7 protein-coding genes are annotated in these 5,175 nt (G+C 23.4%); all 7 read left to right on the top strand.

Annotated features, from left to right (window positions below; translation table 11 throughout):
* A partial coding sequence (locus OC698_RS01740) for a YmdB family metallophosphoesterase (protein WP_304513011.1) occupies window positions 1–209 on the top strand: 209 nt, incomplete at its 5' end.
* Window positions 202–1,089, top strand: coding sequence for a tRNA (adenosine(37)-N6)-dimethylallyltransferase MiaA (gene miaA / locus OC698_RS01735; RefSeq protein WP_304513010.1), 888 nt, complete (start codon window positions 202–204; stop codon window positions 1,087–1,089). The genes OC698_RS01740 and miaA, both read left to right, overlap by 8 nt.
* Window positions 1,090–1,094: 5 nt before the next feature.
* Window positions 1,095–1,673, top strand: coding sequence for an elongation factor P (gene efp, locus OC698_RS01730; RefSeq protein ID WP_304513009.1), 579 nt, complete (start codon window positions 1,095–1,097; stop codon window positions 1,671–1,673).
* Between the two features lie 82 nt (window positions 1,674–1,755).
* Window positions 1,756–2,439 (top strand): (d)CMP kinase, encoded by a 684-nt coding sequence (cmk, locus tag OC698_RS01725; RefSeq protein WP_304513008.1) that lies wholly within the window; start codon window positions 1,756–1,758, stop codon window positions 2,437–2,439.
* Window positions 2,432–3,751: a ribosome biogenesis GTPase Der gene (gene der, locus OC698_RS01720; protein WP_304513007.1), complete on the top strand. Its 1,320-nt coding sequence runs from the start codon at window positions 2,432–2,434 to the stop codon at window positions 3,749–3,751. Before cmk ends, der begins: the two co-directional genes overlap by 8 nt.
* Complete coding sequence (locus OC698_RS01715; RefSeq protein ID WP_304513006.1) at window positions 3,748–4,743, top strand: NAD(P)H-dependent glycerol-3-phosphate dehydrogenase; 996 nt, start codon at window positions 3,748–3,750, stop codon at window positions 4,741–4,743. Before der ends, OC698_RS01715 begins: the two co-directional genes overlap by 4 nt.
* Window positions 4,744–4,967: 224 nt before the next feature.
* A partial coding sequence (locus tag OC698_RS01710; RefSeq protein WP_304513005.1) for an HU family DNA-binding protein occupies window positions 4,968–5,175 on the top strand: 208 nt, incomplete at its 3' end.

The following is a 5,175-nucleotide window of genomic DNA, read 5'->3' as shown; positions in this document are numbered from 1 at the left end:
TGCCTAAAAAAACTCTTTATATTTCTGATGCAGGTATGACAGGGCCTTTAGATGGTATAATAGGTCAAGATAAAAATATTATTATTAATAATTTTTTAAATAATCACAAATTAAAACATAAAATTGCTCAAGGCAAAAGACAGTTAAATGGAGTTGTTTTAACTTTAGGAAAAAAACAAAAAATTATGAAAATTAAGTATCATGAATAATAAAATACAAAAAAAAATTATAGTTATTACAGGTCCGACTGCTTCAGGTAAAACTTCTCTTTCTTTGAAATTAGCTGATTTTTTTTGTGGAGAAATAATTAATGCTGATTCAGTTCAAATTTATAAAGAATTTAATATTGGTTCAGCTAAAATTTCTCTTAAAGAAACTCATATACCTCATCATTTGTTGGATAATATTAATCCTGGTGATAAATATAATATTTTTAATTTCCAACAAGATGCGAGAAATAAAATTTTGAATATTCAAACCCCTTTTATAGTAGGAGGAAGTGGCCTTTATATTAAAGCTGCTTTGTTTGATTATGAATTGGCTATTTCGAAAGATTATGAAAATAAATCTTATCAAAATTGTACTTTAGAAAATATGTTAAAATTAATTTTTCAAAAAGATCCGAAATTAGTTATAGATATAAAAAATTCTCGTCGAGTTATTAGTGCTTATCGTCAAGTTATGTGTAATAGCTTAAGATCTCAAAAAAGTGGCTCAAATAAACCTTTATTTGATATTTTAACTATTTATTTGAATTTAGAGCCTCAATTTTTGAAACCACGTATTATATCAAGGTTAGAACAAATGTTGAAACAAGGATTTGTGGGAGAAGTTAAATATTTAATAAATAAATATCCTAATGCTAATTTTAATATTATTGGTTATCGAGAAATTAAAGATTTTTTAGACAAAAAGATTTCTTTTCAACAAGCTTATGATTTGATTATTGCTAAAACTCTTAAATATGCTAAAAGACAAAAAACTTGGTTTATGAATCAAATGTCGTCTTTAGTACAATTAGAAGCTTTAGATCCTAAATTAGAAGTTAAAGCTATCAATATAATTAAAAATTTTTTGAAAAAAAGGTGAAGAAAATGATTAACACAAATGATTTTAAAACGGGAATGACTATTAAATTAAAAAATAATATTTATCAAATAATTGATTTTTTGCATGTTAAACCTGGCAAGGGTTCTGCTTTTGTTAGAAGTAAATTGAAAAATTTAAAAACAGGTAGTATTATAGAATATACTTTTAATTCAGGTATTAAAATTGAAACAGCTTTAGTAAACAAAGTTAAATTGAAATTTTCTTATATACAAAATGGGATATATGTTTTTGTAAACGAAAATAATTATGAACAAATTGAAATTGCTGAGTTAGATATAATAAGTATTAAAAAATATTTAGCTGAAGATGTTATTGTTGAATTTCTTTTTTGTGATCAAAATAATATTTTAGGTACTATTTTACCAGACAAAATAGTTTTAAAAGTTTATCAAACAGACCCTATTATTTCTGGCGAAAATCATCGTAAAAGTAATACTGCTTATAAAGATGCTATTTTGGAAACAGGTTTGATTATAAAAGTTCCTATTTTTATTGGTATTGGAGAAAAAATTGTTATTAATACTTCTAATGATTGTTATGTATCTCGTTATAACGAGAAATAAAATGTCAACAAATATGAAAGTTTTTTTATTAAATTTTATTTAATAAAAAATATTATCAATAAGGGGTGTCTTTTTTGTTATTATGAATTTTAAAGTAGCTATTGATGGTCCGGCCGGAGCTGGCAAAAGTACTGTTAGTCGATTATTAGCTAATAAATTAAAATGGTTTTATTTAAATACTGGATTATTATTTCGTTTAATTACTTTTTATATATTAAAAAATGAAATAAGTTATAATGATGTTTTAGATATTGCTAACTTAGAACAAATATTAAAAAATATAAATATTAAGTTAACAAATGATGGTTTTTATTTAAATAATGAATATTTTTCTGTTAATTTAAATGATTATTATATTGAACAAAAGGTTTCTAATATTTCTTCTTTGTTACCTGTTAGAAACAAAATTTTGATATTACAATATCAAATAATTCGTGAACACGATTATCTTATTATGGACGGAAGAGATATTGGTACTGTTGTGATGCCGCATGCTGATTTAAAAATTTTTTTAACTGCTAGTATTGGACAACGCGCTTTGCGGAAACAAAAAGAGTTAAAAAAAATAGATCAAGATCAAATAAATTTGGCGAATATTATCAAAGAAATTCAATTAAGAGATTTGAAAGATAAAAAACGCGCTATTGCTCCTTTAAAAAAAGCAGCAGATGCTATTTTGATAGATAATACTGATTTCTCTGTTGCAGAAACAGTTAATTTAATAGAGGATTTAATTAAAAAGAAAATGTTGGTTAAAAATGTTTAAAGTAGCTATTGTAGGTCGCCCTAATGTAGGTAAATCTAGTTTGTTTAATCGCCTTTTAAGGAAAAGATTAGCTGTAGTTGATTCTGAAGCTGGCACTACTAAAGATCGTATTTATGCTGATACTCATTGGTTAAATAAAAATTTTATTATTATTGATACAGGTGGTCTTAGTTTTAATATTTTACCTTTTCAAGAAAAAATTAAATATCAAACTCAAATAGCTATTCAAGAAGCTGATGTTATTATATTTTTAACAGATATTCGAGAAGGAGTTACACAAGAAGATTTTTTTATAGCCAAACTTTTATATTCTAAAATTTCTAAAGTAGTGGTTGCGGTAAATAAAATGGATAATATTAATTTGTTACCTGATATTTATAATTTTTATAGTTTAGGTTTTGATGAAATCGTAGGTATTAGTGTTCTTCATGGTATTGGTATAGGAACACTTTTAGATATTATTATTTCTAAGCGACCATTAGAACTTTTTTGTAATAACATTAAAAATGAAGATGTAGTTAATTTTTGTGTGATTGGAAAACCTAATGTTGGTAAATCTACTTTTACAAATTCTTTATTATCCCAAGAAAGAATGATTGTTTCTAATATTCCTGGTACTACTACAGATGCAGTGAATAATTTATTCGAATATAATGAAAGTTTTTATCGTATTATTGATACAGCAGGTTTAAAAAAAAGAGGGAAAATTCAAATTGGTAAAGAAAAATACAGTTTTTTAAGAACTTCTTTGGCTATATTAGAAAGTGATATTGTTTGTTTTATGATGGATGTTAGTCATAAAATTAGTGATCAAGATAAAAATATTGCTTCTATGATTTTTAAAGCTAATAAACCTTGCATTATTATTGCTAATAAGTGTGATTTGATTGCTAAAAATTATCAAATTCAAGATACATTTGAAAATAAAATTAGAAATGAATTAAAATTTTTGGATTATATGCCTTTGATTAATATTTCTGCTTTGAAAAAATATAATTTAGATAAATTTATAAAAACGTTAGATATAGTTTTTTCAAACTATAAACGTACTTTTACAGATCATGTTTTAAATGATATTTTATATAAAGCTATTCAATTAAATCCTCCTCATATATTTCAACAAGGAAAAGCTCGTTTTTATTATTTAAAACAAATTTTTAATAAACCACCTACTTTTGTTTGTTTAGTTAATAATCCGCAATTTATTCATTTTTCTTATGAAAGATTTTTGAAAAATCAATTAAGATTAAATTTAGAATTACAAGGTTTACCTATTAAAATAATTTTTAAAAAGAAAAGTGATGATATATGAATACAAAAATTACTATTATAGGAGGAGGAGCTTGGGGAACTACTTTAGCTCAAGTTTTAGCAAATAACGATCATTTAGTTTTAGTATGTGATAATAATCTTGAATATGTAAATCGTATTAAACAACATAAACATTCTGTTTTTGATAAAAATTTAAATACAAAAATACAAGCTACTTCTTGTTTATCTGAAGCTTTATTATATTCGGATTTAATAATTTTATGTATACCTGCTCAAAAAATAAGATTATTATTGCGGGAAATTAATTTGATTTTAAAAAAACAATCAAAACATTTTATTAACGCTTCTAAAGGTATAGAAGTTTCCAGTTATAAGACTGTCCAAGAAATTATTAATGAAGAATTAAATTTATTTCAGATTAAAAATTATGGTTGTATTATGGGGCCATCTCATGCTGAAGAAGTCATCAATTGTTATTTAACTTTTTTAGTGGCTGCTTCTTCGAATGCTAAATTTGCTGATTTTATATCTCATATTTTTACTAATTCAACTTATTTGAAAGTTGTTTGTTCAAATGATGTTTATGGTTGCGAAATATGTAGTGCTTTTAAAAATGTTTTATCTTTGATTAGTGGTATTTTAGATATGAATAATTTTAAAAATAATGCTAAATCTGCTTTTTTTAGTATAGCTATGTTAGAATTATATGAATTAATGAAATATTTTCGATTTTCTTTGGAGACAATTTTAGGAGTAGCAGGATTAGGCGATTTAATAGTGACAAGTTTTAATGAAGATTCCCGAAACTATCAAGCTGGTATTCAAATAGGTTTAGGAACAGATATTAAAAAAATTTATTTAAATAGTTATCAAACTATCGAAGGTATTAATAATTTAAAAGCTTTTTATAGTTTGATGTTAGATAAAAATATAAAATTACCTCTTATAAAAAGTGCTTATCAGGTAGTTATAGAAAAAAAACCTATAAATTATCTTTTGGAAACAATTATGAATAAATTTATGCAAAAATAATGATTTTATGTTAATAAAATTTATTTTTATGCTAAAATCAAACTAGATTCAAGTTTTTTGGACATAATTTTTAATTTTTCGATGTATATTTATATTATTTTGTTGAAATAGTTAATTTATTTTGTCTAAATTTGAATCTTAGTAAGAAGTTGAAAATATTTTTTAACTTTTAATTATTTTAATTGAAAATGATTTTAAAATTTAATAAAGGAGTCAAAAAAATAATGAATAAGGCTGAATTGATTTCTAAAGTAGCTAAAGATACAAATATTAAAAAAAAAGATGTTGCGAAAGTTTTTAAATCTTTATATGATACAATGGGTGAAACTTTAAATAAAAAAGAAAAATTTACAATTCCATATTTAGGTTTTTTCAAAATGTCATATCGTAAATCAAGAAAATTTAAAATACCTACTACATCTGAAATTTGTA

This window comes from Candidatus Phytoplasma gossypii, assembly GCF_030586975.1.
Taxonomy (GTDB): Bacteria; Bacillota_I; Bacilli_A; order Acholeplasmatales; family Acholeplasmataceae; genus Phytoplasma; species Phytoplasma citri.
The sequence above is the reverse complement of the archived record's forward strand: the minus strand, read 5'-3'. Positions and strand labels throughout refer to the sequence as shown.

Bases quoted from the DNA above. Each gene is read 5' to 3' on its own strand.
- miaA (WP_304513010.1), top strand. From the start codon at position 202: ATGAATAATAAAATACAAAAAAAAATTATAGTTATTACAGGTCCGACT.
- efp (WP_304513009.1), top strand. From the start codon at position 1,095: ATGATTAACACAAATGATTTTAAAACGGGAATGACTATTAAATTAAAA.
- cmk (WP_304513008.1), top strand. From the start codon at position 1,756: ATGAATTTTAAAGTAGCTATTGATGGTCCGGCCGGAGCTGGCAAAAGT.
- der (WP_304513007.1), top strand. From the start codon at position 2,432: ATGTTTAAAGTAGCTATTGTAGGTCGCCCTAATGTAGGTAAATCTAGT.
- OC698_RS01715 (WP_304513006.1), top strand. From the start codon at position 3,748: ATGAATACAAAAATTACTATTATAGGAGGAGGAGCTTGGGGAACTACT.